Here is a 26,251-nt window from a genome sequence, read left to right on the forward strand (position 1 = left end):
GGTTTCGAAAGGAGAGGCAAGCCGGTCCGCTTTGTTGCTGTATAGGCAACAAAGCGGACCGTTTTAGACGTTAGTCGTAAGCCAGGTAACGATATGGTGAAGCGTGGCGAAGAGAGACCGCCTAGGCGGATATCGCCCCCTCGCTTACTCGCGGCAGCGAAAGGGTGAAGGTGGTGCCACGCTCGGCGTGGCTCTCCACGAACACCTCGCCGCCATGCCACTCAACGATCGAGCGCACGATGGCCAACCCCAATCCCCCCGAGTCGGCCGAGCCGGTGCGGGCGGGATCGCAGCGATAGAAGCGCTCGAAGATCCGCGTCAGGTCGTCGGGAGCGATGGCCTCGCCCTGGTTATGCACCCGCAGCTCGACCCGGTCCGCCAGGCAGACGCTGCTGATCCGGATCGGCGTGCCACTGCGACCATGGCGCAGGGCATTGGCCATCAGGTTGGCCAGCGCCCGGCGCAGCAGCTCGCAGTTAGCCATCACGGTGCCATCGACGCACTGCTCGAGCACGCGTCCATCCTCTTCCGCCATGCCCTCGAAATACTCGCAGAGCTGTTCGACCAGCCGGTGCAGATCAACGGTCTGCCTGGGAAGCTTCTTGGCCGGGTTCTCGGTGCGCGACAGCAGCAGCATGCTGTCGATCATCCGCGATAACCGCTCGTACTCCTCGATGTTGGACTCCAGCACCCGCCGATACTCCTCGGCGCTGCGCTCTCGGCGCAGGGTATGCTGATTCTGCCCCAGCAGGTTGGTAAGGGGCGTGCGCATCTCGTGGGCCAGGTCGGCGGAGTAGCGCGACAGCTGAGAGAAGCCCTCCTCCAGGCGGCCCAGCATTCGGTTCAGGCCGCGACTCAGGACGGCGATCTCCTCGGCCTCACCGTCGACGCGCAGACGGTGATCCAGACGATGCACATCGATGCGGCCGACCTGTTTCGCCAGGCGACGCAACGGGCGCAGCCCCCGTCGGCTGACCCCCCAGCCCAGCAGACAGGCGAACAGCGCGCCGCCCGCCAGAGCCAGCCATATCCGCAGTCGATAGGCTGCCAGCATCTGTTGACGCTCATCGAGCCGCTTTCCGGCCACCAGCGTCAACGAGCGCCCCTCCTGCTCGAAGGTCTGCCACGCCAGCCGCGCTGGGGCCGTCGTGGTGACATTGCCGAGGCGCACCTCGTCACTCTCCGGCAGCGCGGGAACCGGCAAGTGGCCAGGGTTGACCTCTATCAGCACCTCGCCCCGGTCATCCAGGACCCATAGCAGGCTGTCGCGATTGCCCAGCATATTGGCGTAGAGCTGAGGGCGACGACGCAGGGCGGCGACGCTTTCGCCACCGTCGAGCAGCGCCTGCATCCGCTCCAGACGGCCGCGCAACATCTGATCGTCACGCCAGATGATTTCGCGGCTCAGCGAGTGGTAGAGATAGGCCCCGACGCTGCCCAGCAGCACTACACTGACCAGGGCAAACAGCAGCGACAGCCGCCCGGCCAGGGAGCGAAACAGCACCATCAGGCGCGCTCCTCCAGCACATAGCCCATGCCACGTTCGGTATGGATCAACTTGAGGGGGTAGGGATCATCTACCTTGGCACGCAGTCGGCGTATCGCCACCTCCACCACATTGGTGTCGCTATCGAAGTTCATCTGCCATACCCGCGAGGCGATATAGGTTCGAGACAGCACCTCCCCCTGCCGCTCGAGAAACAGCTCCAACAGTGCGAACTCCTTGTTGGTCAATGCAATACGCTCTCCCTGACGGGTCACCCGTCGGCGCAGCACATCCATCTCCAGATCGGCCACGCGAAAGTGTTCGCTCTCACGCGGCGGACCGCGGCGCAGCAAGGTCCGAACCCGCGCCAGCAGTTCTATGAAGGAGAAAGGCTTGACCAGATAGTCGTCGGCGCCGAGCTCCAGCCCCTTGACGCGATACTCCACCGCGTCGCGTGCGGTCAGGAACAGCACTGGCACCTGGCTGCGGCGACGAATCAGCTGCAGCAGCTGCCAGCCATCCAGCCCCGGTAGCATGACGTCGAGGATGATCAGGTCGAACTCCTCCTCGAATAGATGCTCGGCCTCGAAGCCATCTCGCGCCACTTCCACGCGATACCCAGACTCGCCGAGCCCCTTGCACAGATAGTCGGCGGTCTTGCGCTCGTCTTCCACCACCAGAATTCGCATGCCACCCTCCGTGAAATCGACACAGGGTAGCCGACCCCGGCCCCCGGCGCCCATTACAAAGCTGTCATCTTGCCGTCAGGTGATTGACGGTACCCACATGTCACGATAGTGATTCGCCAAGCCGGCACGTCGCCGCGTCAATATCCACTCCGTGGAGACATCCTATGCTGATCAAGATCGCCAAACCGCATGATCTGCGCGACTCCGATGTGACACCGGAGTCCGTCTATCTCTCCCGTCGCCGTTTCATGGGGGGCATGGCGGGACTGGGGGCGGGGCTTGCCCTTGGCGGCCCGGCCCACGCCGATGCCAATTATGCGGATGTACCCGAGGGTAACGGGCCGGCCTGGTTGAAGAAGAAGATCGACGATACTCACTGGAAAGCGGTTACCCCCGCCAACCCCGAGAAGGACACGCTGGCCCCCTTCGACGATGCCAGCGGTTACAACAACTTCTACGAGTTTGGTTCCGGCAAGGCCGACCCCGCGCGCCGGGCGGGCAGCCTGAAGACCCAGCCGTGGAGCGTGGTGATCGATGGCGAGGTCAACAACGGCGGCCGCTTCGCCCTGGAGGATCTTGCCAGCCCCTCGCGTTTCGAGGAACGCATCTACCGCCTGCGCTGCGTCGAGGCCTGGTCGATGGTGATTCCCTGGCTAGGCATCCCCCTCGCCGAGGTGATCAGGCGCGCGGAACCCACCAGCAGAGCCAGATATGTGCGCTTCGAGACCCTGGTCGACCCCGAACAGATGCCGGGGCAGCGCTCCGCGTTCTCGCTGATCGACTGGCCCTACGTGGAGGGGCTGCGCCTCGACGAGGCCATGCACCCGCTCACCCTGCTCGCCCTGGGCATGTACGGCCGCGAGCTGCCCAATCAGAACGGCGCCCCCTTGCGCCTGGTGGTGCCTTGGAAGTACGGCTTCAAGAGCATCAAGTCGATCGTGCGCATCTCGCTGGTGGAGGAGCAGCCGCTCAACACCTGGCAGCAGATCGCCCCGGAGGAGTATGGCTTCTACGCCAACGTCAACCCCCGGGTCGATCACCCCCGCTGGAGCCAGGCCACCGAGCGCCGGCTGCCCAATAGCCTGTTCAGCCCCAACACCATCGATACCCTGATGTTCAACGGCTATGCCGACGAGGTGGCCGAGCTATACGCGGGGTTGGATCTGCGGACGCACTATTGATGGCCATCTCGAACCGCCTGATGGCCATTCCGAATCGCTGGCAGCTCTGGCGCCTGGGGGTATTTCTGGCGGCCCTGGCCCCACTGGTGATCTGGGGCTGGCAGGTGGCCAGTAACGCCGCCGGCCCCGAGCCAGGCCGCTACCTGCTGCTGAATCTCGGTCTCGGCGCGCTGTGGATGCTGCTGCTCACCCTGAGCCTGACGCCACTCACCAAGCTCATCCGCTGGAAGGGCTTCGCGCTGATCCGCCGTCAGTTGGGCCTCTGGACGCTGGCCTACGCCACCCTGCACCTGCTCAGCTACGCCCTGTTCATCCTGGGGCTCGACTGGGGCATGCTGGGCAGCGAAGTGGTCAAGCGCCCCTATATCATCGTCGGCATGCTGGCCCTGATCGGTCTCGTCGCGCTGGGCGTGACCTCGAACCGCTGGTCGATGCGTCGGCTCGGCAAGCGCTGGAAGTCGCTGCACAAGCTCTCCTACTCCATCCTGGGCCTGGTCCTGCTGCACTTCTTCTGGGTCGTGCGCGCCGACCTCAGGGAGTGGGCGGCCTATGCCGTAGCAGCCGCGCTGATCATGGCGACCCGCCTGCCGCCGGTGGCCCGTAAGCTGCCCAGGCTGCGCCAGCGGCTCGCCCGCGCCTGACACCATCGGCGCCCCGCCATCACTGGGGCGCCTTTCAGGCGCTCGTGACTCCAGCTCGTTCCTTATAGCTGCTTCTTCCAGCGACTCTCGACCGTCTCGAGTTCGGCGGGACCGTAGATCGCCCTGTCATGCTGGCCGTAATGGGCCCAGAGCTGGTCGCCGGCGTCGAAGTGCCACCATTCGCTGGGCAGGTTGGTGAAACCGGCCTTGCGCATCATCGTGAAGAGCAGCCGGCGATTGGCACGCACCCGACGCTGCCGCTCCGTCGGTTTTTCCAGGGCCTCGTAGTAGGCGGTATGCGAGGCCGGTACGGCCTCATCGAAGAGCGTGCCCATATCGAGGGGCAGCCCGTCGCCATCGCTCAGGGTGACATCCACCGCCCCACCGGTCAGATGCGGGCTGGGCGCTGCTGGGTCATCGCTGGGCACCGAGACGAACTCCCGGGTGCGGGTGAGAAGCTCCCCTTCTGAGAGCTCGGGATGATGCCCACGAATCGCCTCCTGCAGGGTATCGAAGAGATACTGCTGAACCCGCCATGGCCGCCAGCCATCCAGGATGATCAGCCCCATGCCCTCCGGCAGGGCTCGCGCCACCTCGAGCAGGCGCCGATATACCCCTTCTCGTACGTAGCACTCATCGATCGCGCCCGGCAGGCCCTGCTTGGCATATACCGGGAAGACCTTGATCGGGGCCGGTGCCAGGCTGAGCGGGATCAACGGCTCGTCGCTCCCCGCGATGGGTATCCGGCTCAGCACCGGCCAGTCGGGGCCGGGCGCCTCGGGGATCGGTACCGCGGTCAGCCGTGAGAGGGAGTCGGTCATGGCACTATCCAAGCAGCGAGGGGAGCCAGAGCGTGAGCCCGGGAAAGAGGATCAACAGTAACAGCACCAGCACCGCCGTAATCACGAACGGCCAGATGGTGCGAAACAACGACACGATCTCCAGTCGGCTGACCGCGGCCGCGACGAACACGCAGGCCCCCATGGGCGGGGTGATCAGGGCGATGGTGATATTGAGGGTGATGATGATGCCCAGATGCACGGGGTCGATCCCGGCCATCATCGCCACGGGGGAGAAGATCGGCGTCAGCAGCATCAGCGCCGACACCTCCTCCATGAACATGCCGGTCACGAAGGTGATTGCGCTTAGCATCAGCAAGATCACCATCGGCCGCTCGATATAGGGATCCAGCAACGCGACGAACTGGTTGGGCACCTGGGCATAGGCGAGCAACCAGCTGATGGTGGCCGAGGCGGCCATGATCATGAAGATGGCCGAGGTCAGGCGGGTGGTATCGACGATGGCCTTCCACAGATCGGCCAGGCGGAGCTTCCCCAGCAGCGCGCCACATAGCGCGACATAGAGGGCGGTCAGCGCCGCGGACTCCGTGGGAGTGACAAACCCCAGGACGATACCCGCCACGATGATAAAGGGGGCGACCAGGGCCGGGAGCGCTCCCACCGCCGTCACCATCAGCTCACGTGCGCCGGGCAGGCCGCCGCGCTTCTGAAGGCCCACGCGCCAGGCATACAGGGCATTCATGCCCATGAACGCCACCCCCAGCATCAGACCGGGAATCACGCCGGCGAGGAACAGGTCGCCCACCGAGGTGTTGGTCAGCGAGGCGTAGAGGATCATGAAGATGCTCGGCGGGATGATCGGACCGATCAACGAACTGCCGGCCGTCAGCCCGGCCGCGAAGGCCGTGGAGTAGCCCTCCTTGCGCATGGGTGGCACCAGCAGCGACCCCAGCGCCGAGGTGTCGGCCACGGCCGATCCATTGACCCCGGCAAAGAATACGCTCGACACCACGTTGACGTGCCCCATGCCCCCTCTCAGATGCCCGACCAGCAGCTTGGCAAAGGCCATCAGGCGGTCGGTGAGGCGAGTCACGTTCATCAGGTTGCCGGCCAGGATAAACAGCGGAATCGCCATCAGCGAGAAGACATTGATGCCGCCGAAGAACTGCTGGGGGAGCATGCGCGGAATCATGCTCGTATCGACGAACAGGAACCCGACCAGCGAGGTGGCCAGCAGCGACACGAAAAGCGGCAGACCCAGCAACACATGCACCAGGAAGACGGCCAGCATGGTGAGGGTCATGTCGCCTCCTCCGTGGGCTCCCTGAGTGGCGCCGGCCCATGCCAGAGGGCCTGCCAGGCCAGCAGGGCGAAGCCCACCGGAAGCGCCATCATCGGCACCGTTCGGCTGACCCCGAGCCCCTGACTGGTGAACATCGAGACCGACAGCGCATAGCGGTAGCTGAACAGGGTCGCGGCAATCGCGATGCCCAGCGTCAGCAGCCATTGATAGAGGTTCAGCAGTCGACGGAGCGGCACCGGCAGCAGACGCTCGATCAGGGCGACCCGCATATGGCCCCCCTCGATCCAGACGGCACCTGCCGCGAGCAGGACGCTGCCGATGATCAGGTAGCGGGCCAGCTCATCCGTCCAGATGGGGGCGCCACCGGCCAGGTAGCGCATGAAGACACCGAAGAGGATGATGGCCAGGTCCAGCAACAACAGCGAGCCGGCCACCGTTAGCGATACACGGCGGCTGAACCCCAGCACGCGAGCACTCAAGGATGGCATGGAAGGTTCCGCGATGATCAATGGGTTCGTGCGCAGGGCGGGCCCTGGCGGCTGCCCTGCGCCATGGGGCCGGTTACTCGGTCAGGTGGGTCATGCCGGCATCTTCCAGGGCCATGTCGATGAAACGGGGGTCGATATCACGCTCCTTGAGCCACTCCATGTAGGCCGGTTGCCCCAGCTCACGAAACTCGGCGAGTTCCTCCTCGGACGGCCGGATGACCTCCATGCCCTGCTCCTCGAGATAGGCGATGCGCTCTTCCACCCTGGCCTCGTTGTCGTCACGCGCCAGCTGATTGGCCTCGGCGACCGCCTCCAGGAAGGCCTCTCGCATCTCCTCGTCCCATCCATCGATCATCGCACCGTTGCCGACCAGAAACTGGTCCGAGTACTGAATGTTGGCCAGGGTCAGGTAGTCCTGCACCTCGTAGAGGCTGCCGAGGATGATGTACATCGGCGGGTTCATCTGGCCATCGGCGACCCCCGTGCGCAGCGCCATGTAGACCTCGGTCCAGGGGATCGGGGTACCCGAGGCGCCGAAGGCTTCATAGAGGGCCACCTGGCTGGGGTCCATGGCGCGGAAGCGCAGCCCCTCGAAATCGCTGGGTGACGAGATGGGCCGCTCATCGTTGGTGAAGGCGAGGAAGCCTCCCTCCTCGACCACGGCCAGCAACTCCAGACCGGTGCGCTCACGCAGCGCCTCTTCCACCGCCTGCCAGTACTCCCCCTCGTCGAAGAAGGTGCGTGCCGCCTCGAAGTCAGCGAACAGGAACGGGATGGCGCTGACGAAGACCTCGGGAACCACGGGCGACATGCCGGCGAAGGAGGCGATATTGAGGCTGGGGGTGTTCATCACCTGCTCCATGCGCTCCTCCTCCTCGCCCAGCATGCTGTTGGGATAGAGCTTCAGCTCGAGCTCGCCAGCGGTCTTCTCCTCGACCAGTTCCTTGAGGTTGGTAGCGAAGACATGGACGGCGTTCTTGTCGGGGTCCGGGGCGCCGTTGTAACCGATGTTCACGGTGGTGGCGGCCTGCACGCTACCGGCGAAGGCAATGGCAAGGCCTGCTGTCAGCAGCGATGCCGCCGTCAGGGAGCGAGAGACGAGGGGGGAACGAAGAAACGGACTCATGCTGATCTCCAGTGGCTTGTTATTGATAAAGCGTGCGAGTGAAGATTATTGGTGAAGCCCCGGCGATGCCGGCATATCAGCAGATTAGGATTGAGCCGTTAACTAATCAAATCCATACGCCGCCCACCTCCCTGAACGAAGGGGGCGCCGCCAGCTCCCACTCTGTCAACATCAAGCCCTGGCTCCTATGCCTCGATGCCATCTGGAACGTTGAAAACCAACCACCAGCTCACAAGCAGCGAGGCTAAGCTGGAGATTGCACTCCCGACCCGCCATACGCATACGCGAGGAAACGAGCATGAGACGGATCACTCCGACACTGGCGGCAATGATGATCACCGGTGGCCTCGCCTCGGCAGCATCGGCCATCGCCGCCGAGGATATCGTGATTGTCTATGACGCCTCGGGGTCCATGTGGGGTCAGATCGAGGGCAGCAGCAAGATCGAGATCGCTCGTGACGTGATGGCTGAGCTGGTCGACCATTGGGATACCGACACCAACCTTGGCCTGGTTGCCTACGGTCACCGGCGTCAGGGCGACTGCCGTGATATCGAAACGCTGGTTGAGCCGGGGCCAATCGACAAGGCCCACTTCATCGATACCGTCAACGCCATCAAGCCGGTGGGCAAGACGCCGATTTCGGCGTCGGTGCAGCACGCCGCCGACCTGCTGGCCTATCGTGACAACCCCGCCACGGTGGTCCTGATCTCGGATGGCGTGGAAACCTGCAATGCCGACCCCTGCGCGCTCTCTGAACAGCTCGCCAGCCAGGGTGTCGAGTTCACCGCCCATGTCATTGGTTTCGATTTGGAAGATGAAGCCCATGCCAGCCTCTCCTGCATCGCCGAAAACACCGGCGGCCTGTTCGTTCCCGCCAGCAATGCCGACGAGCTGCACGCCGCCCTGGCGCAGGTAAAGGATGCGGTCAACAAGGCGCCCCCGGCCCCCGAGCCGGCTCCAGAGCCGGAGCCGCCCGAGGTCAGCGTCTCGGGCCCCGACCAGGTGGTCACCGGAGCGCCCTTCGAGGTGTCATGGTCATCGCCCATCAGCACCTCCGACATGATCGCCATCGTGCCGGTCGGCGCCGATGAGGGCACCCGCGGCAACTACAAGCGCACCGGCAACGACACCGAGGGCCGCCTGACCGCGCCCGCCGACACCGGCCTCTATGAGCTGCGCTATATCCTGGACGAGGGCAAGCGGACCCTGGCCACCGCGCCCATCGAGGTCACCGCCCCCGAGATCAGCGTCTCGGGCCCCGATCAGGTGGTCACCGGGGCGCCCTTCGAGGTGTCATGGTCATCGCCCATCAGCACCTCCGACATGATCGCCATCGTGCCGGTCGGTGCCGACGAGGGGACCCGCGGCAACTACAAGCGCACCGGCAACGACACCGAGGGTCGCCTGACCGCGCCCGCCGACACCGGCCTCTATGAGCTGCGCTATATCCTGGACGAGGGCAAGAGGACCCTGGCCACCGCGTCCATCGAGGTCGTCGCCCCGGAAATGGGTATTTCCGGCCCCCCTATCGTGCGCGTGGAAGAGAATGTGGATATCTCATGGTCATCGACAATCAACCCCAGCGACATGATCGCCATCGTGCCGGCAGGCGCCGACGAGGGCGTGCGCGGTACCTACCGGCGCACCGGTAAGGTGACGAAGACTCGGCTGAGCGCCCCCGCCGAAACGGGGCTCTACGAGATTCGCTATATCCTGGACGAGGGCAAGAAGACCCTGGCCAGCGTTTCTCTCGAGGTCGTCGGTGCCGACGCCCCCCTGGATGAAGGGGCGGGACTCTCGGTGCCAGCATCGGCCGCCCCGGGCGAGACCATCACCATCAGCTGGAGCGGGGGGAACGACAGCAGCGACCAGCGCATCTCGATAGCGCGTAAGGAGCAGCCCGACTTCAGCTGGATCAGCGTTCACTCCATCGGCGAAGCCAGCAGCATGGAGCTGATTGTGCCGGATGATCCAGGGCTCTATGAGGTCCGTTTCCTGGATATTGCCGGCCGAGAACTGCTTGGCCGCTCAGTAGTGGAGGTCAAGTGAGAATGCTCTTTATGGATATATTCCTCCGCGCCATAGCCGTGTCGCCCCCCGCTTAACTAGGGAGGACTGTGTGACAGTCGATGACAGTAAGCGTCAGCCAGGGCCAGCAGCGCCGGATAGAAGTCACTGACGGTCTTCACGGCGGCGCTTCTCGACACCAGCAGCGGCAGCCAGCTACACAGCTCATGCTTCAGAAACGCCCCGACATCCTGACGCATCTCCTCTCGTGCGGGGCCCTCCGCCTCAGCCAGCATCTGCAGGCGAGTCGCCAGATAGTCGAGCATCACGGCCAGGTGGTCGGCAGGCTCGGCAACCTCTCTCCTGACTGCATACCCCGCCTCAGAGAGCCGGGCCTCCATTCGCTCCGCCGCCTCACCATGAAAGCCACCTTCGCCGCCTGCGTACAATGAGGCATAAGGGGGCGCACCGCTCCGCGCATCCACCAGAAACAACTCGGTGAAATCAGCCGCCAGCTCCAGGCGGGGAGCCCTGAGCATCACCAACCGTGACAGCGCCTCATCGAGGCGCGCGACCTCATGCGTCATGCCATGGGCGTCACGCAAATAGTCAAAGAATGGGGCCGCCTCTCCGTTGCGGTAGCGCTCCAGCGAGGCGTCATCCAGCTCGGTGCCCAGAACGGTCGCCAGCCAGCGGCACAACAGGCTCTCCGACTCCCAGTCGACTGGCTGCCGCTCGCCCATCTCAGGGCGGGCGGCAGCCAGGGGCGATGCTGACTCTCTCATATCTCCACCATGGTCGGTCCACCGAAGGCAGTGACCTCGGGCACCTCACCTTCGAAGCGCTCCATCTCCACGATGCAGGTGTTGGCGCTGGGTGCCTGGGCCAGCTTGGAGGTGCCCAGATCGAGAGTCAGGGTATTGGGATCGCCGTAAGTATCCAGGGCTCCGATTTCCGGCCCCACCGGCCCATACCAGGCCCCCTCCTGGATGCGTACCACGCCTGGCGGGAAATCATCGGAAACCACCGCCCCCGCCAGCAGCTGCCCGCGATCGTTGTATACCCGTACCAGGTCACCATCCTGGATCCCGCGCTCCGAGGCATCCTGCGGGCTCATGTAGATGGGCTCGCGCCCCTGCACCGCATAGGTGGCCCGCAACTCCTCGGACTCGCACAGCTGGGAGTGGAGCCGCTTGTCGGGGTGAACCGACTGCAACCACAAGGGGTAACGGTCGGAGTTCGGTCCCCCGTGAGAACGCTCGGCCTTCTCCATCCAAGTCGGATAGCCACGACAGTCGTCATAACCATAGCGGGCGATCTTGCGGCTTGAGACCTCGATAAAGCCGGAGGGGGTGCCCAGCGCATTGACCTCGGGAGCCTGACGGAAATCGGCATGACGCACCCAGTTCTCGCCCGGGCCGAAGTCGACATACCCCTCCTTCCAGAACTGCGCGAACTCCGGCATGGACGAGGTCGACTGGTCGCCTCCCGGCGCCGGGCTGAAGGACTTGTTTGCCTCGCGACACTCATCGTAGAGCTTCTTGACCCAGCCCATCTCGTCCAGGCCCTGGCGATACTCCTCATCACGCCCGAAGCGACGACACAGATCGGTGAAGATGTCGAAGTCGCTGCGCGAGTGGAAAAGTGGGTCCACCAGCTTGTGCATGGCCAGCACGCCGCGGTTGGAGTAGGAGCCGTAGATATCGATATCGTTGCGCTCGAACTGCGTACAGGCCGGCAGCACCAGGTCGGAGAAACGACAGGTGGCGTTCCATGAGTAGTCGATGGTGACCACCGTCTCGAGCTTCTGAAACGCCTTCTTCATTCGGTTGCGATCCTGGTGGTGATGCCAGGGGTTGCAGCCGCTGAAGACGCACATGTGGATATCCGGGAAGGTGACCTCGGCACCGTTGTACTGAATGGTCTCTCCCGGATTGAGCAGACAGTCGATCCAGCGTGCCACCGGAATGGTCGAGGCGGCGCCCTGGAAGTCGGTGTTGTCGTGTTCGGGGGTCTTGCCGGCGTCCACGTTGCGCGGAAAGGCGCCCGGCGCACTCGCTCCGGATGACGGCACACCGATGGAGCTGTAGTGGTGGCCATAGCTGATGCCACCGCCAGGAAGACCGATCTGCCCCAGCATGGTGGCCAGCACGGCCCCCATCCAGTAGGGCTGCTCGCCATGCTGCTGGCGCTGTATGGCCCAGCCGAACAGCAGCTGGGTGCGGTCGGCCGCCAGCAAGCGAGCAAACTCACGGATACGCTCGGCCGGCACACCACAGATTTCCTCGGCCCATTCCGGTGTCTTGGCCACGCCGTCATCGGCGTCACCCTGGACATAGGCGATGAAGTCATCGAAGCCAAGTGCATAGGCGTCGATAAACTCCTGATTGTGGAGCGCCTCGTTGTAGAGGGTATGCGCCATGCCGAGCATAAAGGCGACGTCGGTCATCGGGTTGATATAGAGCTGCTCGCAGCCGAGATAGTTCTGTGTCTTGGTGCGCACCGGATCCACGCTGATGACCCGGATGCTGCCCTCCTCCACCTTGGCCTTGAGCTGCTCCAGATAGGCGTAGGACTCATGGGTCTCGCAGTTCCACCCCACCTGCAGGTTCTTGTAGGGGTCGTTGCCCCACAGCACCACCGTCTTGCTGTTCTCGAGGATCAGCGGCCAGGAGGTGCCCTGGCTGTAGACCTCGGTGGACCCCAGCACGTAGGGAAGAACGACCTGACCAGCCCCGGTGGAGTAGTCGCCCACCTTCTTGACGAAGTGACCATGCATCGCCACTGCCCGCTGCATATGGTTACCGCAGCTGTGCACCTGACCGGTCTGGCGCCAGCCGGTGGCCCCTGCATAGAGCGCCCAGGGACCATACTCGGTCTGGATGCGCTCCAGCTCCTCGTGGAAGAGGTCGAGCGCCGCATCCCAGGTCAAGCGCACGAAACGGTTGTCACCGCGCGTGGTGCGGTCACCGTTGTGGCGATTCTTAAGCCACTCCAGACGCACCATCGGGTAGCGAATGCGCGAGGGGCTGTAGATCAGCCCCTTGATGCCTTTGAGCATCTCGGTGGGGTACTGGTCGGCACCGAAAGGCTTCACCTCGGCCACCTTGCCCCCTTTCACCAGGGCGTTCATTGCGCCCCAGTGAGAGCCGGCGGTCTTCCAGACACCCTGCTCGGTCACCCCGGCAGCGGCAGTGCTGGTGAGTAGCCCAGGGCCGATCAGCGAAGCTGCGGAGCCCGCCATGGCCCCCTTGAGAAAACTTCTACGGCTGATAGTCATGAGAGCTCCTTGGGCGTATCAGTGAGCGCCTTCGACATAGTCGGAAGAGTGCATTTGCAGGTACTTGAGCACCAGCTCCTGGGTGCCTGCGCTCATGTTGGTGAAGCCGACCATGCCGGAGAACATCGCCGGCCAGGTGTTGGCATCGAAATGTTCGGGCGCGGGCTCGGTGTGGCAGACGCTGCAGGCATCACGATAGGTCTGCCCCGCGGTCTCCCAGAGGGCCTCGCGGTTTTCGAGATAGACCCCCTTTTCGGCCCATAGCGCCACGTTCACGTTGCCCCAGGGTAGGCCGGTCATTTCATCGACGACATTGGTCTCCTGAACCTCGATAAGCGAGTCATTCTGGGCAACCTCCTTGTCGAGAACGGCACTGCTGATGTTATGACCAAAGTCAGCATAGAGCACGCGACCGAAGCCCTTCTCCTTGCGCCATGCCGGAATCTCCAGCTTCACGCTGTCGCCCCGGGTCTCGACGATGTTGACCTCGGTGGCCACCTGCAGAACACCGGCACGCTCGGTGAGCTCCGGGTCGGTATACAGGTCCACCGACTTGGCGCTGTAATACTGCTGGCCCTCGTCCAGGCTGACCGAGGTGGCTTCACGCACCAGGCGCGCCAGCATGGGATCCTCGCTGCCCATCTGCTCGGGCAGCTTGTGCGCGATGCCCTTGTGGCAGTCCACGCAGCTCTGATCACGCTCGGCGGCGGGCTTCATAAAGCGACGCGCCTCGTCGGACATCCTGTCCCAGTCCATGCTGTTGTAGTCGTGACAGCTGCGGCACTCCAGGGAGCCGTTGGCCTTGAAACGCGCCCACTCATGTTGGGCCAGCTCAAGACGCTTGGCCTCGAACTTCTCGGGGGTATCGATGGTGCCGAAAATGGCGCCCCACACCTCCTTGCTCGCCTGCATCTTGCGGGCAATCTTGGCGGTCCAGTCATGGGGCACGTGGCAGTCGGAGCAGATGGCCCTCACCCCGGTGCGGTTCGACCAGTGCACGGTGCTCTGCAGCTCCTGATAGACGTTGTCCTCCATCTCGTGGCAGCTGACGCAGAACTCCTCGGTGTTGGTGTACTCCATGGCCGTGTTGAAACCGCCCCAGAACACTATGCCGGCGAAGAAGCTGACGATGATGATCACCCCCAGGCTGATATGCACCGGGGGCTTTTTCAGGGTATTCCACAGGGTTGCGATGATCTTCATGTCTCGTCTCTCTCAGTCAGTAGGGCGTCAACCACCATGTCCGGGCGGCCCCAGCACGAAGACCTGCAGCATCCACACCACGAAGCCATACCCCCCCACCACCGCGATGGTAAGCAGCGGCACGACGATCGCCACCACGAAAAGAAAGGCAAGCCACTCTCGCCGCTTGCCGATAGAGCCTGACTCGCTCTCGCTCTTGACCTCTGCCATAACGCCCCCTCACAGGTCAGCCGGCATGATTTCAGCATGCGTCATCACGCATGCATACGTTATTGGTTTAATTAGCACATCAAGGTAGCAGACTGTCTTAAACTTGCCATGACCTTCATCAAGAAGTCGGGTTTTCCTGTTGTTCCCGTAAGAAAATACTGCGGAGAAGGACGCAACAAACTGGTGCATGGGATCAAATGGGGCCGGCACACACATTCGCTTCATTGCTCTTGCCCTAACCACCCTTGCGTTCCAAGCCAACTTCCCGTCCGGTGCTCCGCGCCCCGGCCTGAGCTTGACGCCAAAACCACTTGATACCAGCCTCATAGGACGCCATTATCAGCGCCCTCTCGTCATCCCCTGCCGGGGAGCCGGGCGAGGCCAAGACCGGGGTGGCATCGGGTCGGAGGCGCCGCGGCGCTTCACTACCGATAAGACCCTACCACTGTTGAACTTTCCCGATCTGGATTCGAACCCATGAGCAAAGTCCTGATTATCGGCGCCGGCGGCGTCGGCGGCGTCGTGACCCACAAGTGCGCGCAGCACCCCGAAGTCTTCAGCGAGATCATGCTGGCCAGCCGCAACGAGGCGAAGTGCCAGGCCATCGCCGAGCAGCTGGATCGCCCGATTCAGACCGCCCAGGTGGATGCGGATGATGTCGAGGCACTGGTCGCGCTGATCGAGTCATTCAGGCCCGATGTGCTGATCCACGTGGCCCTGCCCTACCAGGACCTGACCATCATGGAGGCCTGCCTGCGCACCGGCGTGCCCTATCTGGATACCGCCAACTACGAGCACCCCGACGAGGCGAAGTTCGAGTACAAGGAGCAGTGGGCCTTCCAGGAGCGCTACGCCAAGGCCGGCAACATGGCTACCCTGGGCTGCGGCTTCGACCCGGGCATGACCAATATCTACTGCGCCTACGCTCAGAAGAATCTGTTCGACGAGATCCATCGCATCGATATCCTCGATGCCAATGGCGGCGACCATGGCTATCCCTTCGCCACCAACTTCAACCCGGAGATCAATATTCGCGAAATCACCGCGAAGGGTCGCTACTGGGAGAAGGGCGAGTGGAAGGAGACCGCGCCGCTGGCCGAGAAGCGCACCTTCGACTTCGACGGCATCGGCGAGAAGGATATCTACCTCCTCTATCACGAGGAGATGGAATCCCTGTGCCAGAACATCAAGGGACTGGAGCGCATCCGCTTCTGGATGACCTTCTCCGACAAGTACATCACCCACCTCAAGGTGCTCGAGAACGTCGGCATGACCAGCATCGAGCCGATCGAGGTGAACGGCACCGAGATCGCTCCCCTGGAGTTCCTCAAGGCAGTGCTGCCCGACCCGGCATCGCTGGGCCCGCGCACCAAGGGCAAGACCAACATCGGCATCATTGCCGACGGCATCAAGGACGGCAAGCGCCGCAAGGTGCATATCTACAACATCTGCGATCACGAACAGTGCTACGCGGAGGTCAAGTCCCAGGCCATCTCCTACACCACCGGCGTGCCGGCGGTGACCGGCGCCATGCTGATGCTTGCGGGCATCTGGAAGGGTGACGGCGTGTTCAATGTCGAGCAGCTCGACCCGGATCCCTTCATGGCCCGCATCGGCGAGATGGGGCTGCCGTGGCAGGTGGTCGAGCTCGACCCCAACCACGACCCGCTGGCCTGAGCCATGGCGAACGCACGCGAGCAGGGCCTGGACTTCAGCATCCGGGCCTGCCCCTCCCCGGCCTATGTGGTGGACGATGCCCTGCTTCGTCGCAATCTGGAGCGCCTCGGCGAAGTCCAGGCGGCGAGCGGTGCGAGGATCCTGCTGGCGCTGAAGGGCTTCGCCATGTGGGACACCTTCCCGCTGGTACGCCAGTACCTGGTGGGTACCACCTCCAGCGGTCAGGACGAGGCACGCCTGGGCGCCGAGACCTTCGGTGGCGAGGTGCACTGCTACTCGCCGGCTTTCACCGAGGAGGAGTTGCGGGTAGTGCTGCGCTATGCCGACCACCTCAGCTTCAACTCCCCGGGCCAGTGGCGGCGCTTCCGCGAGATGGTCGCGGCGGTGCCGCGCCGGGTCTCCTGCGGGATGCGGGTCAACCCCGAGCACTCCACCGGCGATGTCCCGCTCTACGACCCCTGCGCATCGGGCTCACGGCTCGGTACCCGAGCGAGGGATCTGACGCCGGAGGATCTCGAGGGCCTCGAGGGCCTGCACTTTCACACCCTGTGTGAACAGAACAGTGACGACCTGGAGACGACCCTGGCGGCCTTCGAGGCGCGATTCGGCCACTATCTCGGTGACCTCGAGTGGGTCAACTTCGGTGGCGGCCACCATATCACCCGTGACGACTACGACGTCGAACGCCTGGTGCGGGTGATTCGCGGCTTCCGTGAGCGCCACCCACACCTGACGGTCTATCTGGAACCGGGCGAGGCCATCGCGCTGAACACCGGTTACCTGATCTGCACGGTGCTGGATATCGTCGACAACGATGGCCCCATCGCCATCCTCGACACCTCCGCCACCGCGCATATGCCCGATGTGCTGGAGATGCCCTACCGTCCCGAGATCATCGGTGGCGGCAAGCCGGGCGAGAAGGCCTGCACCTATCGCCTGGGTGGCCAGACCTGCCTGGCCGGCGATATCGTCGGCGAGTACAGCTTCGACGCACCACTCGCCATCGGCGACCGCCTGGTGTTCACCGACATGGCCCACTACACCATGGTCAAGACCACCACCTTCAATGGCATTCGCCTGCCCTCGATCTGTCGGATCGATGAGGCGAGTCGCGAGGTACGCACGGTGAGGACCTTCGGCTACGTGGACTATATGCAGCGGCTAAGCTGACCACCCACCGAACCCGCCCCCATCGTGAGGCGCTCTCTTTCGAGAGACGCCTACCTTCGATACACGCCCCCTTTGGGGGCGTTTTGCGTTTCCTCCGCCTGCCAGGTGCCACTCACGCCGCTCAATCGGCGGCGTGCATCGCCAGGGCGGTATCCAGCATGCGGTTGGAGAACCCCCACTCGTTGTCATACCAGGCCATCACCTTGACCAGGCGACCATTCACCCGGGTGTGATTGGCGTCGAAGGTCGAGGAGTGGGCGTCGTGGTTGAAGTCGATGGAGACCAGCGGCTGGGCATTGACCGCCAGCACCGGTGATGCCTCGGCGGCGCGGGCCACGATCTCGTTGATCTCCTCCTTGGTGGTCTCGCGCCCGGCGGTAAAGGTCAGGTCCACCAGCGAGACGTTGATCACCGGTACCCGCACGGCCAGGCCATCGAACTTGCCGGCGAGCTCCGGCAACACCAGCCCGACCGCCGCCGCCGCGCCGGTCTTGGTTGGGATCATGGAGTGGGTGGCGCTACGCGCACGGTAGGGATCCTTGTGGTAGACGTCGGAGAGGTTCTGGTCGTTGGTGTAGGCGTGCACCGTGGTCATCAGACCGTTCTCGATGCCCACCGCCTCGTTGAGCGCCTTGGCCACCGGGGCCAGACAGTTGGTGGTACAGGAGGCATTGGAGACCACGCGATGCTCGGCGCTGAGCACTCCCTCGTTGACCCCATAGACCACCGTGGCGTCGGCGTCTGGACTGGGCGCAGAGATCAGCACCCGCTCGGCGCCGGCCTCAATATGTCTGGCGGCGTCTGCCCGTTGGGTGAACAGGCCGGTGCACTCCATCACCAGGTCCACCTCCAGGTTCTTCCAGGGCAAGCGTGCAGGGTCACGCTCCGAGAGGATCGCGATCCGGTCGCCGTCGACGCTCATGCTCTGCTCGTCATGCTCGACCTTGAAGGGGAAGTGGCCATGCACGGTGTCATGGCGCAGCAGATGGGCATTGAGGGAGGGGTCGCCCAGATCGTTGATGGCCACCACCTCTACACGGTCACGATAACCGTTCTCGTAGAGGGCGCGCAGCACATTGCGGCCGATGCGGCCAAACCCGTTGATGGCAATCTTGAGCATCATTTCCTCTCTCCTCTCAGTGGCATCTTGCGGGGGATATAAATCGAACCTGCTGGCGAGTGCCCCGTGTCGTAAAGCTAACGAGGCACTGCCCTGCGGCTCGTATCATGCCTCTCAATGTGACCCAAACTGATCAGGGACTCAACAATTATTAAGTAAGTTTACAACATTCACCATGCTTCAGACTCCCCAATGCTTATAAAATGAAGCAAAAAACACCCCTAAGCTACTGAAAGTAAAATTTAAAAACCAGACAATACGGGCTCTTCCGAGGCAAGCCTTAGGTGTAGTAAAGCTACTGATAAACGGCTACTCTTGTAGTCTGACTACCAGCCATGCCACGGGAGGCCCGCCCAATGTCGACACAGCCCATCCACGCCCCCATTCGCCGCACCAAGATCGTTGCCACCCTGGGCCCCGCCAGCGACCGCGAGGGCGTGCTCGACACATTCACCGCCGGTAACGTTTGCCCGTTGCCGGCAGCGGATGCGTACTTTACGGCTTTCCCGGCGGGTCCGCAAGCCCTTCCTGTAAAAAAGTTTCAGGGGCCTGATAAATGGTCGAAGCACGAACCTCTACTCGCACCTCGATTACCCACAACCTCTTCATCGAAACGCCTTGTGGATATCCTGGCTGACCGAAGCCTTCGGTTAGCGTCTTCGCCTGTGAGAGGGTTAAAAAAGAGGGCCGAAAGAAGTTAAGAGGCGTAAGGGAGGGGTAACCGCCAGAAACAGCGGCGCCCGCACTTGGCGGGCGCAACGTCCTTGTCGACCGTAGCCGACCAGGCCCTCCTTCGTTACTTGAGCGTCACGCGGGCATAGCGCTTCTTGCCCGCCTGGATCACATAGCTCTTCCCGGCATCCAGCATATGATCACGCTCGACGACCTCGCCATCGACCTTGACGCGTCCATTACCGAGCATGTCCTTGGCCTGGGCACTATTCTTGGTCAGCCCGGAGCGATTGAGCACGGTAGCGATCGGGGCCTGGGCGCTACCCTCGAAGTCCACTTCGACCTCGGGAAGGTCCTCGGGAAGCTCTCCGTCGGCGAGCTGGTTCCCCGCGGAACGGTGGGCACTGGCGGCGGCTTCGTCACCGTGGTAGCGGCCGATCAGTTCTCGCGCCAGCTCCATCTTGATATCACGCGGGTTGGCACCGGCCTCCACATCTCGCTTGAGCGCCTCGATCTCCTCGTTGGGCTTCAGAGAGAGCAGCTCGAAGTATCGCCACATCAGGCTGTCAGGCATGGAGACCAGCTTGTTGAACATCGACCCCGGCGTCTCGTCGACCCCGACGTAGTTGCCCAGCGACTTCGACATCTTCTGCACGCCGTCGAGCCCCTCGAGCAGCGGCATGGTGATCACCACCTGCGGCTGCATATCGAAGTGCTTCTGGATCTCGCGGCCCATCAGCAGGTTGAACTTCTGATCGGTACCGCCCAGCTCGATATCCGCCTTCAGGGCCACGGAGTCGTAGCCCTGGACCAGCGGATAGAGGAACTCATGGATGGAGATCGACTGGCCGCTCTTGTAGCGCTTCTCGAAATCGTCGCGTTCGAGCATGCGGGCCACCGTGCTCTGCCCGGCAAGCTCGATCATGTCAGCGGCACTCATGGCGGTGAACCACTCGGAGTTGAAGCGCACCTCGGTCTTCTCGGGGTCGAGGATCTTGAACACCTGCTCCTTGTAGGTCTGGGCGTTGGCCTTGACCTCCTCCTCGGTGAGAGGCTTGCGAGTGACGTTCTTGCCGGAGGGGTCGCCGATACGGCCGGTAAAATCACCGATCAGGAACACGACTTCATGGCCGAGATCCTGGAACTGGCGCATCTTGGTCAACAGCACGCTGTGGCCCAGGTGCAGATCGGGCGCCGTGGGATCGAAGCCCGCCTTGATGCGCAGCTTGCGCCCGGACTCCAGCTTCTTGACCAGTTCCTCTTCCAGCAGAATCTCCTGGGTACCCCGCTTCAGCAGCGCCAGGGCGCTCGCCACATCGCTCATCGTCTCCCACTCCACGTATCAGGTTGCTCGGCCGCTCGGGGCCATATCGAATGGGGCAGAATGGTAGCATGTGTCGATGCGTCGCGCTGACACCATATTGCCCGAGGGACCGCCATGACTCTTTATATCGGCCTGATGTCCGGCACCAGCCTGGATGGCGTAGATGCCGCCCTGGTGGAGATCGACGACGAGCCGACGGGCGGCCGGCCCAGGCTGCTGGCCAGCCACGCCGAACCGATGCCGGCTCGGCTGCGTGCGCGGTTATGGCAGCTCTGTCATGCCGACCATGTAGGCTTCGCCGAGCTTGCGGCGGCGGAGGAAGCCTTCTGCAGGCTTCAGGCAGACGCCGTGGCCGCACTATTAACCGCCAGCCATGTGCCGATCGAGAGAGTGGAAGCCATCGGTAGTCATGGCCAGACCATCGAACACGCGCCTCAGGGCCATGATGGCGGCCCCGCCTACACCCTGCAGCTCGACAATCCCAGCCGGCTAGCCGAGCTTACCGGCATCGCGGTGGTGGCTGACTTCCGTCGCCGAGATCTGGCGGCCGGTGGCCAGGCCGCTCCCCTCGCGCCAGCCTTTCACCAGGCGCTGTTCCGGGCTCCTGACGAGTGGCGACTGGTGCTTAACCTGGGGGGCTTCGCCAACCTGACGCTGCTACCACCCGTGGCGCACACTCGTGCGCCGCTGGGATTCGACTCGGGGCCGGCCAACGTCCTGCTGGACGCCTGGCACGTACGCCATCGCGGCGGCGCCTTCGACTCCGACGGCGCCTGGGCAGGCTCCGGCCGAGTCGACGAGACACTGCTGGCAGCCCTGCTGGCAGAGCCCTTCTTTCACCTGCCACCGCCACGCAGCACCGGCCGCGAACTGTTCCATCTCGACTGGCTGGCAGAACATCTGAATGGCAGGGAGCGACCCGAGGATGTGCAGGCAACGCTGGCAGAGCTGACGGCGACGAGTGTCGCCCTGGCCGTGGAGATGGCCCGGGAGCGCCTCGATGCCCCGCCGCCGGCGCTGCTGATCCCCTGCGGCGGCGGTGCCCATAATCATGATCTGCTGAGCCGGCTGGCACGCCGCCTCCCCGACACGCCCCTTGGCGATAGCGCCGAGTGGGGCTGGCCTGCCGACTGGATGGAAGCCGGCGCCTTCGCCTGGCTGGCCTGGCGACGCCTGGCGGGCCTGCCTGGCAACCTGCCCAGCGTAACCGGGGCCGCCGGCCCTCGCGTATTGGGCGGTGTCTTTGCCCCTTAGGGATGACCCATCCGACGTCTCAGAAGTCATCCTCGCTGCGCAGCGAGAGTGATCCGGCAGCTTCCTTGGCCTGATCGATCCCCTTGCTGCCGGTACCACCGCCAAACTTGATCATCATGCGTAGATCATTGGGCGAGTCGGCGTGCACCATGGCCACCTCCTCGGAAATCCTGCCCGCCGTGTAGAGGTCATAGAGTGCCTGATCGAAGGTCTGCATGCCGAGGTCCCGTGAACGAGCCATGATGTTCTTGATCTCGGAGACCTCCCCCTTGCGCACTAGGTCCCCGATCAACGGCGAGTTGAGCATGATCTCGATGGCCGGGCAGCGACCGCCATCCTGAGTAGGCATCAGCTGCTGAGCGACGATGGCACGCAGATTGAGCGACAGGTCGAGCCATATCTGGGCATGGCGCTCGATGGGAAAGAAGTTGATGATGCGATCGAGTGCCTGGTTGGCATTGTTGGCGTGCAGGGTGGCCAGACAGAGGTGGCCGGTTTCGGCAAAGGTCAAAGCATGCTCCATGGTCTCGCGGCTACGCACCTCGCCGATCAGGATCACATCCGGCGCCTGGCGCAGGGTGTTCTTCAATGCCACCTCGAAGGACTCGGTGTCGATACCCACTTCGCGCTGGTTGATGATCGCCTTCTTGTGTGGGTGCACATACTCGATGGGATCCTCGACGCTGATGATATGTCCACCCAGCGTCTCGTTGCGCTGCTGAATCATCGATGCCAGGGTTGTCGACTTGCCGGTGCCGGTCCCCCCTACCACGAACACCAGGCCTCGCTTGTTGTTGACCAGCTCTCCAAGCGTGGTGGGCAGTGACAGCTCCTCCAGATGGGGTATATCGAAGCCGATGCGCCGGATCACCATCGCCTTCTGGTTACGCTGCTGAAAGGCGCTGACTCGAAAGCGCCCCTTGCCCTCGAAACTAATGGCGAAATTGGCCTCGCGCTCGGTCGCGAAACGGGCCTGCATCGACTCCGGAATGGTGGCACTGACCAGCTCGTTGACCTGCTGAATACTGAGCTGTTGCTCGCCCAGAGGAGTCAGCCGCCCAGCCATCTTGAGGTTGGGGGGCGCCCCCACCGAGATCAGCAGATCCGAGGCATCCTTTTTCACCATGATATCCAGCAGCTGGTTTAGCCACTCTTGAGCCGTCATATCCACACTCCTTGTCGCTTTATAGTTATTTTCTTCTGTTCATCGCCCGCTCAGATGATGCCCTTGGCCTTGGCCTGGGCTTCGTCACGCGCTACTACGTTATCCGCCACCAGCTTGGCCATGGAAGCATCGAGGGTCTGCATCCCCAGATTGCCACCAGTCTGGATGGCCGAATAAATCTGTGCCACCTTGTCCTCGCGAATCAGGTTGCGCACCGCCGAGGTGGCAATCAGGATCTCATGGGCCGCCACCCGACCACCGCCCATGCGCTTGAGCAACGCCTGAGAGACCACCGCCTGCAGCGACTCCGAGAGCATCGAGCGCACCATCGACTTCTCGTCACCGGGAAAGACATCGATGATCCGGTCGATGGTCTTGGCCGCGGAAGTGGTATGCAGGGTGCCGAACACCAGGTGTCCGGTCTCGGCTGCGGTCAGTGCCAGGCGAATGGTCTCAAGATCACGCAGCTCGCCGACCAGGATGATGTCCGGATCCTCACGCAGTGCACTGCGCAGCGCCGGGGCAAAGCCGAGAGTATCACGGTGTACCTCGCGCTGGTTGACCAGGCAACGCTTGCTGCGGTGGACGAACTCCACCGGATCCTCGATGGTGAGGATATGCTCGTAGCGATGATCGTTGATGTAGTCGATCATCGCCGCCAGGGTAGTGCTCTTGCCCGAGCCGGTGGGGCCGGTGACCAGCACCAGGCCGCGTGGCAGCATGGAGAGTTGTCGGAATGTCTGACCCATCCCGAGATCCTCGAAAGTCAGCACCTCGGTGGGAATGGTACGGAACACCGCCCCCGCGCCACGGGCCTGGTTGAAGACGTTGACACGGAAGCGCGAAATCCCCGGCACCTCGAAGGAGAAGTCGGTCTCGAAGTACTCCTCGTAGTCGCGACGCTGACGATCCGCCATGATGTCGTAGATCAGTTTGCGAACTTCACGATCTTCCATGGCCGGCACGTTGAGTCGACGGATGTCGCCATCCACACGAATCATCGGCGGCAGCCCAGCCGACAGGTGGAGGTCCGAGGCGTTCTGCTTTGCCGAGAACGCCAGCAGTTCGGTAATATCCATGCGTTTTCCCTGCTCCCGATATGGTGCGTCTTGTTGTGGGGTCAAATATGCGTGAGGTCCAGTATGACAGAGCTTGAGACATGACCGAGCCGACAGTCTCCGAATCCCTTGCCGCTGCCCGGCAGCGCCTGGCCGAAGCCCTGAGTGCGGCCGGCCGTCCGATGGCCGATGCCCGCCTGCTGGCAGTAAGCAAGACCAAACCCGCCGCGATGATTCGTGAGGCATGGCACCTGGGACAGCGTGACTTCGGCGAGAACTACGTCCAGGAGGCACTGAACAAACAGGACGAGTTGACCGATCTCGAGGATATCGTGTGGCATTTCATCGGCCCGCTGCAATCCAACAAGAGTCGAGAGGTAGCCGAGCGTTTTTCCTGGGTCCATAGCGTAGACCGCCAGAAGGTTGCCCGGCGCCTGAACGATCAGCGCCCCGCGTCACTCGACCCGTTGAACATCTGCCTGCAGGTCAATATCAGCACAGAAGCTTCCAAGTCAGGAATGAGTCTCGCCGAGTTGCCCGCACTGGCCGAGGCGGTGCTGAGCATGCCGCGACTCCGTCTTCGCGGGCTGATGGCGATCCCCGCACCGAGCAAGGGTCTGGAGGCCCAGCGTGCCCCCCTGGCTCGGCTACGCGAGGCCCTTGAAGAGCTCCGTGAGCGATTCCCCGAGGCACCACTGGATACCCTCTCCATGGGCATGAGCGACGATCTGGAAGCCGCCGTGATGGAGGGTGCCACCCTGGTACGCCTGGGCACCGCCATCTTCGGAGCAAGACAACGACATGAGTGACCCAATGCAGCGGTCGCCGGTGGCGGCCACCCATCTCAAATAGCACACCACCCCGAATAGCACAGGACCTCCCCATGGCAAACCGAGTCACCTTTATCGGCGCCGGCAACATGGCCGGCGCCATCATCGGCGGCATGATCGATAGCGGCTACAGCGCCGGCGATATCACCGCCACTTCTCCCGATGACGCCATGCTGTCTCCTCTACGTGAGCGCCTCGGCATCAATACCGCCACCGACAACGCCGCGGCGGTGAGCGATGCCGACGTGGTGGTGCTGGCGGTCAAGCCACAGATCATGCATCAAGTTTGCGAGGGGCTGCGCGAGGCCATTCAGGCGCGTCGGCCGCTGATCGTCTCGGTCGCCGCCGGTCTGCCCGCCGCGACCCTCGAGCGCTGGCTGGGCGGTGACCTGCCGCTGGTACGCTGCATGCCCAACACGCCCTCGCTGGTTGGCGCCGGTGCCGCCGGGCTCTACGCCAATGCCAGGGTCGACGAGACGCAACGGAAACAGGCCAGCGAGCTGGTGGAGGCCGTGGGGCTGGTGGAGTGGGTAGACGATGAGGCACTGCTGGACGCCGTCACCGCCGTCTCCGGCAGCGCGCCCGCCTACTTCTTCCTGATGTTCGAGGCCATGGAGGAAGCCGGCATCCGTCAGGGGCTTCCCGCCGAGACCGCTCGCCGACTGGCGATGCAGACCGCCTTTGGTGCGGCGAAGATGGCCATGGCCAGCGACAAGACGCCGGCCGAGCTCAAGCGCAACGTGATGTCCCCCGGTGGCACCACCGAGCGAGCCATCGAGCACCTGGAGCAGGCCGGCCTGCGCAACACCCTGGCCGAGGCCATGGACGCCTGTTCGGCTCGCGCCCGCGAGATGGCCAAAGAACTCGACAAGAACTGAGCGACGGCGTACCAACACGCTACATAACTTCAAGCCAATTCTGAGGAGAGCCCATATGGGCAGCCAACTGGGCAACGCCGGCCTGATGCTGGTCAACACCCTGATCAATATCTACATCTTCCTGTTGATGCTGCGCTTTCTGCTGCAGGCATCTCGGGCCGACTACTTCAACCCCATCAGCCAGTCGGTGGTCAAGGTCACCCAACCGGCGGTGCGCCCCTTCCAGAGCTTCCTGGGGCCGGTGATGGGCCGCTTCGACCTGGCCACCCTGGCCTGCGGTCTGGTGATCAAGGCGGTCGGCATCGTGCTTATCCTGCAGATCGCCGGGTTCGGCATGCCATCCATCGCCGGGGTGGCCATCGGCGCCGTGGCGGCACTGGCCAACGCCATTCTCAAGATCTACTTTTTCGCCCTGATCGTGATGATCATCCTCAGCTGGGTGGCGCCCAACGCCAGCCACCCGGGGGCCCTGCTGGTGATGCAGCTGCTCGAGCCGATCATGGCGCCGGTGCGCAAGGTGATACCGCCGCTGGGCATGATCGACCTGTCACCGATCTTCGTCTTCATCGCCATCAGCCTGATCGATGGTATCGTGGTGGCCTCACTAACCCGCGCCGCCGGGATCGCCGGGGCCCTGGTAGGCCTCTGACGACAACAGCGAATCCTGCAACGACTGGACTTGGAAGGA

Annotated in this window: 23 protein-coding genes; 9 read left to right on the forward strand and 14 right to left on the reverse strand. The window is 63.3% G+C overall.

What is annotated here, in order from left to right:
- Positions 1-121 precede the first annotated feature (121 nt).
- Together GRB80_RS14910 and GRB80_RS14915 are read right to left on the reverse strand one after the other, a co-directional pair.
- Positions 122-1,507 carry a heavy metal sensor histidine kinase gene (locus tag GRB80_RS14910; RefSeq protein ID WP_161424070.1) on the reverse strand — a complete coding sequence of 462 codons (1,386 nt, stop codon included), beginning with the start codon at positions 1,505-1,507 and terminating at the stop codon, positions 122-124.
- Positions 1,507-2,175, reverse strand: a complete 669-nt coding sequence (locus tag GRB80_RS14915; RefSeq protein ID WP_161424071.1) for a heavy metal response regulator transcription factor — start codon at positions 2,173-2,175, stop codon at positions 1,507-1,509. The genes GRB80_RS14910 and GRB80_RS14915 overlap by 1 nt, the downstream gene beginning before the upstream one ends.
- 164 nt (positions 2,176-2,339) lie before the next feature.
- On the opposite strand from GRB80_RS14915, the gene msrP reads away from it, so the two are divergent.
- A complete protein-coding gene (msrP, locus tag GRB80_RS14920) occupies positions 2,340-3,356 on the forward strand; it encodes a protein-methionine-sulfoxide reductase catalytic subunit MsrP (RefSeq protein ID WP_161424072.1) in 1,017 nt (338 codons plus the stop codon).
- Positions 3,357-3,376: 20 nt separating this feature from the next.
- On the forward strand, positions 3,377-3,997 hold the full coding sequence (gene msrQ / locus GRB80_RS14925) for a protein-methionine-sulfoxide reductase heme-binding subunit MsrQ (protein WP_161424374.1): 621 nt from the start codon (positions 3,377-3,379) through the stop codon (positions 3,995-3,997).
- A gap of 62 nt (positions 3,998-4,059) precedes the next feature.
- Here msrQ and GRB80_RS14930 read toward each other — a convergent pair whose 3' ends face one another.
- From GRB80_RS14930 to GRB80_RS14945, 4 genes are all read right to left on the reverse strand, one after another.
- Positions 4,060-4,818, reverse strand: a complete 759-nt coding sequence (locus GRB80_RS14930) for a M15 family metallopeptidase (RefSeq protein ID WP_161424073.1) — start codon at positions 4,816-4,818, stop codon at positions 4,060-4,062.
- 4 nt (positions 4,819-4,822) lie between these two features.
- Positions 4,823-6,100, reverse strand: a complete 1,278-nt coding sequence (locus GRB80_RS14935) for a TRAP transporter large permease (protein WP_132042171.1) — start codon at positions 6,098-6,100, stop codon at positions 4,823-4,825.
- Positions 6,097-6,588 (reverse strand): TRAP transporter small permease, encoded by a 492-nt coding sequence (locus tag GRB80_RS14940; protein ID WP_161424074.1) that lies wholly within the window; start codon positions 6,586-6,588, stop codon positions 6,097-6,099. Before GRB80_RS14940 ends, GRB80_RS14935 begins: the two co-directional genes overlap by 4 nt.
- 73 nt (positions 6,589-6,661) lie before the next feature.
- Positions 6,662-7,714 carry a TRAP transporter substrate-binding protein gene (locus GRB80_RS14945; protein WP_161424075.1) on the reverse strand — a complete coding sequence of 351 codons (1,053 nt, stop codon included), beginning with the start codon at positions 7,712-7,714 and terminating at the stop codon, positions 6,662-6,664.
- Positions 7,715-8,012: 298 nt separating this feature from the next.
- Between GRB80_RS14945 and GRB80_RS14950 the strand changes: the two genes are divergently transcribed.
- Positions 8,013-9,764, forward strand: coding sequence for a VWA domain-containing protein (locus GRB80_RS14950; RefSeq protein WP_161424076.1), 1,752 nt, complete (start codon positions 8,013-8,015; stop codon positions 9,762-9,764).
- Between the two features lie 56 nt (positions 9,765-9,820).
- On the opposite strand, the gene torD is transcribed toward GRB80_RS14950, so the two are convergent.
- From torD to GRB80_RS14970, 4 genes are read right to left on the reverse strand one after another with little or no spacing between them, the layout of a single operon-like run.
- On the reverse strand, positions 9,821-10,507 hold the full coding sequence (gene torD / locus GRB80_RS14955; RefSeq protein ID WP_161424077.1) for a molecular chaperone TorD: 687 nt from the start codon (positions 10,505-10,507) through the stop codon (positions 9,821-9,823).
- Positions 10,504-13,002 carry a trimethylamine-N-oxide reductase TorA gene (torA, locus tag GRB80_RS14960; protein WP_161424078.1) on the reverse strand — a complete coding sequence of 833 codons (2,499 nt, stop codon included), beginning with the start codon at positions 13,000-13,002 and terminating at the stop codon, positions 10,504-10,506. The genes torD and torA overlap by 4 nt, the downstream gene beginning before the upstream one ends.
- Before the next feature lie 18 nt (positions 13,003-13,020).
- Positions 13,021-14,205, reverse strand: a complete 1,185-nt coding sequence (gene torC / locus GRB80_RS14965; RefSeq protein WP_161424079.1) for a pentaheme c-type cytochrome TorC — start codon at positions 14,203-14,205, stop codon at positions 13,021-13,023.
- Between the two features lie 27 nt (positions 14,206-14,232).
- On the reverse strand, positions 14,233-14,415 hold the full coding sequence (locus GRB80_RS14970) for a periplasmic nitrate reductase, NapE protein (RefSeq protein WP_161424080.1): 183 nt from the start codon (positions 14,413-14,415) through the stop codon (positions 14,233-14,235).
- 477 nt (positions 14,416-14,892) lie between these two features.
- On the opposite strand from GRB80_RS14970, the gene GRB80_RS14975 reads away from it, so the two are divergent.
- Both GRB80_RS14975 and nspC read left to right on the forward strand, forming a co-directional pair.
- Positions 14,893-16,092: a saccharopine dehydrogenase family protein gene (locus GRB80_RS14975; protein WP_161424081.1), complete on the forward strand. Its 1,200-nt coding sequence runs from the start codon at positions 14,893-14,895 to the stop codon at positions 16,090-16,092.
- 3 nt (positions 16,093-16,095) lie between these two features.
- Entirely contained in the window at positions 16,096-17,262 is a 1,167-nt protein-coding gene (gene nspC, locus GRB80_RS14980) for a carboxynorspermidine decarboxylase (protein ID WP_161424082.1), read from the forward strand.
- 121 nt (positions 17,263-17,383) lie between these two features.
- On the opposite strand, the gene gap is transcribed toward nspC, so the two are convergent.
- On the reverse strand, positions 17,384-18,385 hold the full coding sequence (gene gap / locus GRB80_RS14985) for a type I glyceraldehyde-3-phosphate dehydrogenase (RefSeq protein ID WP_161424083.1): 1,002 nt from the start codon (positions 18,383-18,385) through the stop codon (positions 17,384-17,386).
- A 793-nt stretch (positions 18,386-19,178) separates the two neighbouring features.
- Positions 19,179-20,378 (reverse strand): tyrosine--tRNA ligase, encoded by a 1,200-nt coding sequence (gene tyrS, locus GRB80_RS14990; protein WP_161424084.1) that lies wholly within the window; start codon positions 20,376-20,378, stop codon positions 19,179-19,181.
- Positions 20,379-20,492: 114 nt separating this feature from the next.
- On the opposite strand from tyrS, the gene GRB80_RS14995 reads away from it, so the two are divergent.
- Positions 20,493-21,632 (forward strand): anhydro-N-acetylmuramic acid kinase, encoded by a 1,140-nt coding sequence (locus GRB80_RS14995; protein WP_161424085.1) that lies wholly within the window; start codon positions 20,493-20,495, stop codon positions 21,630-21,632.
- 19 nt (positions 21,633-21,651) lie between these two features.
- On the opposite strand, the gene GRB80_RS15000 is transcribed toward GRB80_RS14995, so the two are convergent.
- Both GRB80_RS15000 and GRB80_RS15005 read right to left on the reverse strand, forming a co-directional pair.
- The gene (locus GRB80_RS15000; RefSeq protein WP_132042095.1) at positions 21,652-22,797 is read right to left on the reverse strand and encodes a PilT/PilU family type 4a pilus ATPase; all 1,146 of its coding nucleotides are present in this window, start codon (positions 22,795-22,797) and stop codon (positions 21,652-21,654) included.
- A 50-nt stretch (positions 22,798-22,847) separates the two neighbouring features.
- A complete protein-coding gene (locus tag GRB80_RS15005; protein ID WP_132042096.1) occupies positions 22,848-23,876 on the reverse strand; it encodes a type IV pilus twitching motility protein PilT in 1,029 nt (342 codons plus the stop codon).
- A gap of 80 nt (positions 23,877-23,956) precedes the next feature.
- Between GRB80_RS15005 and GRB80_RS15010 the strand changes: the two genes are divergently transcribed.
- The 3 genes from GRB80_RS15010 to GRB80_RS15020 all read left to right on the forward strand — a co-directional run bounded on the left by GRB80_RS15010 (position 23,957) and on the right by GRB80_RS15020 (position 26,212).
- Positions 23,957-24,664, forward strand: a complete 708-nt coding sequence (locus tag GRB80_RS15010; RefSeq protein ID WP_161424086.1) for a YggS family pyridoxal phosphate-dependent enzyme — start codon at positions 23,957-23,959, stop codon at positions 24,662-24,664.
- A 74-nt stretch (positions 24,665-24,738) separates the two neighbouring features.
- Complete coding sequence (gene proC / locus GRB80_RS15015) at positions 24,739-25,563, forward strand: pyrroline-5-carboxylate reductase (RefSeq protein ID WP_132042098.1); 825 nt, start codon at positions 24,739-24,741, stop codon at positions 25,561-25,563.
- 55 nt (positions 25,564-25,618) lie between these two features.
- Positions 25,619-26,212, forward strand: coding sequence for a YggT family protein (locus GRB80_RS15020; protein WP_132042099.1), 594 nt, complete (start codon positions 25,619-25,621; stop codon positions 26,210-26,212).
- Positions 26,213-26,251 lie beyond the last annotated feature (39 nt).

It is taken from the genome of Halomonas icarae (genome assembly GCF_009901955.1).
Taxonomy (GTDB): domain Bacteria; phylum Pseudomonadota; class Gammaproteobacteria; order Pseudomonadales; family Halomonadaceae; genus Halomonas; species Halomonas icarae.

What these genes read in the sequence shown, in the direction of transcription:
- GRB80_RS14970 (WP_161424080.1), bottom strand. Translation starts at nt 14,415, where the DNA reads ATGGCAGAGGTCAAGAGCGAGAGCGAGTCAGGCTCTATCGGCAAGCGG.
- GRB80_RS14935 (WP_132042171.1), bottom strand. Translation starts at nt 6,100, where the DNA reads ATGACCCTCACCATGCTGGCCGTCTTCCTGGTGCATGTGTTGCTGGGT.
- GRB80_RS14940 (WP_161424074.1), bottom strand. Translation starts at nt 6,588, where the DNA reads ATGCCATCCTTGAGTGCTCGCGTGCTGGGGTTCAGCCGCCGTGTATCG.
- GRB80_RS14995 (WP_161424085.1), top strand. Translation starts at nt 20,493, where the DNA reads ATGACTCTTTATATCGGCCTGATGTCCGGCACCAGCCTGGATGGCGTA.
- GRB80_RS15010 (WP_161424086.1), top strand. Translation starts at nt 23,957, where the DNA reads ATGACCGAGCCGACAGTCTCCGAATCCCTTGCCGCTGCCCGGCAGCGC.
- proC (WP_132042098.1), top strand. Translation starts at nt 24,739, where the DNA reads ATGGCAAACCGAGTCACCTTTATCGGCGCCGGCAACATGGCCGGCGCC.
- GRB80_RS15000 (WP_132042095.1), bottom strand. Translation starts at nt 22,797, where the DNA reads ATGACGGCTCAAGAGTGGCTAAACCAGCTGCTGGATATCATGGTGAAA.
- torA (WP_161424078.1), bottom strand. Translation starts at nt 13,002, where the DNA reads ATGACTATCAGCCGTAGAAGTTTTCTCAAGGGGGCCATGGCGGGCTCC.
- GRB80_RS14950 (WP_161424076.1), top strand. Translation starts at nt 8,013, where the DNA reads ATGAGACGGATCACTCCGACACTGGCGGCAATGATGATCACCGGTGGC.
- GRB80_RS15005 (WP_132042096.1), bottom strand. Translation starts at nt 23,876, where the DNA reads ATGGATATTACCGAACTGCTGGCGTTCTCGGCAAAGCAGAACGCCTCG.
- tyrS (WP_161424084.1), bottom strand. Translation starts at nt 20,378, where the DNA reads ATGAGCGATGTGGCGAGCGCCCTGGCGCTGCTGAAGCGGGGTACCCAG.
- GRB80_RS14910 (WP_161424070.1), bottom strand. Translation starts at nt 1,507, where the DNA reads ATGGTGCTGTTTCGCTCCCTGGCCGGGCGGCTGTCGCTGCTGTTTGCC.
- GRB80_RS14930 (WP_161424073.1), bottom strand. Translation starts at nt 4,818, where the DNA reads ATGACCGACTCCCTCTCACGGCTGACCGCGGTACCGATCCCCGAGGCG.
- gap (WP_161424083.1), bottom strand. Translation starts at nt 18,385, where the DNA reads ATGATGCTCAAGATTGCCATCAACGGGTTTGGCCGCATCGGCCGCAAT.
- torD (WP_161424077.1), bottom strand. Translation starts at nt 10,507, where the DNA reads ATGAGAGAGTCAGCATCGCCCCTGGCTGCCGCCCGCCCTGAGATGGGC.
- GRB80_RS14945 (WP_161424075.1), bottom strand. Translation starts at nt 7,714, where the DNA reads ATGAGTCCGTTTCTTCGTTCCCCCCTCGTCTCTCGCTCCCTGACGGCG.
- torC (WP_161424079.1), bottom strand. Translation starts at nt 14,205, where the DNA reads ATGAAGATCATCGCAACCCTGTGGAATACCCTGAAAAAGCCCCCGGTG.
- GRB80_RS14915 (WP_161424071.1), bottom strand. Translation starts at nt 2,175, where the DNA reads ATGCGAATTCTGGTGGTGGAAGACGAGCGCAAGACCGCCGACTATCTG.
- msrQ (WP_161424374.1), top strand. Translation starts at nt 3,377, where the DNA reads ATGGCCATTCCGAATCGCTGGCAGCTCTGGCGCCTGGGGGTATTTCTG.
- nspC (WP_161424082.1), top strand. Translation starts at nt 16,096, where the DNA reads ATGGCGAACGCACGCGAGCAGGGCCTGGACTTCAGCATCCGGGCCTGC.
- msrP (WP_161424072.1), top strand. Translation starts at nt 2,340, where the DNA reads ATGCTGATCAAGATCGCCAAACCGCATGATCTGCGCGACTCCGATGTG.
- GRB80_RS15020 (WP_132042099.1), top strand. Translation starts at nt 25,619, where the DNA reads ATGGGCAGCCAACTGGGCAACGCCGGCCTGATGCTGGTCAACACCCTG.
- GRB80_RS14975 (WP_161424081.1), top strand. Translation starts at nt 14,893, where the DNA reads ATGAGCAAAGTCCTGATTATCGGCGCCGGCGGCGTCGGCGGCGTCGTG.